The organism is Rhodococcus sp. 3258 (assembly GCF_031456475.1).
Classification (GTDB): Bacteria; Actinomycetota; Actinomycetes; order Mycobacteriales; family Mycobacteriaceae; genus Rhodococcoides; species Rhodococcoides fascians.
Genome location: NZ_JAVDUT010000017.1, coordinates 1 through 2,439, shown reverse-complemented (window position 1 = coordinate 2,439; position 2,439 = coordinate 1). Strand labels below are relative to the sequence as shown.

Below are 2,439 nucleotides of genomic sequence, written 5' to 3'. Positions count from 1 at the left end.
ACTCGTGTGTTGTTTCAGATATTGCACAGTGGACGCGTAGCTTCTTTGTGGTAAGTCCTCGGCCTATTAGTACCAGTCACCTGCATACATTGCTGTACTTCCAGTTCTGGCCTATCAACCCGGTGGTCTGCCGGGGGCCTTACCCCCTCGAGGGGGTGAGAAACCTCATCTTGGAACAGGCTTCCCGCTTAGATGCTTTCAGCGGTTATCCCTTCCGAACGTAGCCAACCAGCGGTGCTCCTGGTGGAACAACTGGCACACCAGAGGTTCGTCCGTCCCGGTCCTCTCGTACTAGGGACAGCCTTCCTCAAGTTTCTTACGCGCGCGGCGGATAGAGACCGAACTGTCTCACGACGTTCTAAACCCAGCTCGCGTGCCGCTTTAATGGGCGAACAGCCCAACCCTTGGGACCTACTCCAGCCCCAGGATGCGACGAGCCGACATCGAGGTGCCAAACCATCCCGTCGATATGGACTCTTGGGGAAGATCAGCCTGTTATCCCCGGGGTACCTTTTATCCGTTGAGCGACACCGCTTCCACTTGCCGGTGCCGGATCACTAGTCCCGACTTTCGTCCCTGCTCGACTTGTCAGTCTCACAGTCAAGCTCCCTTGTGCACTTGCACTCGACACCTGATTGCCAACCAGGCTGAGGGAACCTTTGGGCGCCTCCGTTACATTTTAGGAGGCAACCGCCCCAGTTAAACTACCCACCAGGCACTGTCCCTGAACCAGATCATGGTCCGAGGTTGAGGTATCCAATACGATCAGAGTGGTATTTCAACAACGACTCCACAGTAACTGGCGTCACCGCTTCACAGTCTCCCACCTATCCTACACAAACCGAACCGAACACCAATACCAAGCTGTAGTGAAGGTCCCGGGGTCTTTTCGTCCTGCCGCGCGTAACGAGCATCTTTACTCGTAATGCAATTTCGCCGAGTCTATGGTTGAGACAGCTGAGAAGTCGTTACGCCATTCGTGCAGGTCGGAACTTACCCGACAAGGAATTTCGCTACCTTAGGATGGTTATAGTTACCACCGCCGTTTACTGGGGCTTAAATTCTCAGCTTCGCCATTACTGGCTAACCGGTCCTCTTAACCTTCCAGCACCGGGCAGGCGTCAGTCCGTATACATCGTCTTACGACTTCGCACGGACCTGTGTTTTTAGTAAACAGTCGCTTCTCACTGGTCTCTGCGGCCCACACCAGCTCACACTGCAAGAGTGATCACCGGCAGGGGCCCCCCTTCTCCCGAAGTTACGGGGGCATTTTGCCGAGTTCCTTAACCATAGTTATCTCGATCGCCTTAGTATTCTCTACCTGACCACCTGTGTCGGTTTGGGGTACGGGCCGTGTAACAACTCACTAGAGGCTTTTCTCGGCAGCATAGGATCACTGAATTCGCCTCAATCGGCTACGCATCACCTCTCAGGCTTCATGAACGGCGGATTTGCCTACCGTTCGCCCTACAGGCTTACACCAGTACAACCACTGACTGGCCCAGCTACCTTCCTGCGTCACCCCATCGCTTGGCTACTACCAGATCAGGTCCCACGCATCCACCACACGCCTCACTCTCGAAAGAGATCGGTCATCTGGATTCAGGGTGGTTAGTGTCACTGATTCACCATGGGCGCGGTTACACGGGTACGGGAATATCAACCCGTTGTCCATCGGCTACGCCTGTCGGCCTCGTCTTAGGTCCCGACTCACCCTGGGCGGATTAACCTGGCCCAGGAACCCTTGGTCATTCGGCGGACGAGTTTCTCACTCGTCTTTCGCTACTCATGCCTGCATTCTCACTCGCGCAGCCTCCACACCTGGATCACTCCGATGCTTCCATGGCTGCACGACGCTCCCCTACCCACCCACACACCTGGCTGAACCCTCGCAAGGATTCAGCGGGCTATTGTGTGAGTGCCGCAGCTTCGGTGGTGTACTTGAGCCCCGCTACATTGTCGGCGCAGGATCACTTGACCAGTGAGCTATTACGCACTCTTTCAAGGGTGGCTGCTTCTAAGCCAACCTCCTGGTTGTCTTCGCGACCCCACATCCTTTTCCACTTAGTACACGCTTAGGGACCTTAGCTGGCGATCTGGGCTGTTTCCCTCTCGACTACGAACCTTATCGCCCGCAGTCTCACTGCCACGCTCTCACTCACCGGCATTCGGAGTTTGGCTGATTTCGGTAAGCTTGTAGGCCCCCTAGACCATCCAGTAGCTCTACCTCCGGTGAGAAACACGTGACGCTGCACCTAAATGCATTTCGGGGAGAACCAGCTATCACGGAGTTTGATTGGCCTTTCACCCCTACCCACAACTCATCCCCTCAGTTTTCAACCTAAGTGGGTTCGGTCCTCCACGACGTCTTACCGTCGCTTCAACCTGGCCATGGGTAGATCACTCCGCTTCGGGTCTAGAACACGCCACTACACCACA

Annotated in this window: 1 rRNA gene; it reads right to left on the bottom strand. The window is 55.4% G+C overall.

Annotated features, from left to right (window positions below):
• Window positions 1-46 precede the first annotated feature (46 nt).
• A 23S ribosomal RNA gene (locus J2X62_RS25385) occupies window positions 47-2,439 on the bottom strand; the annotation flags it as partial.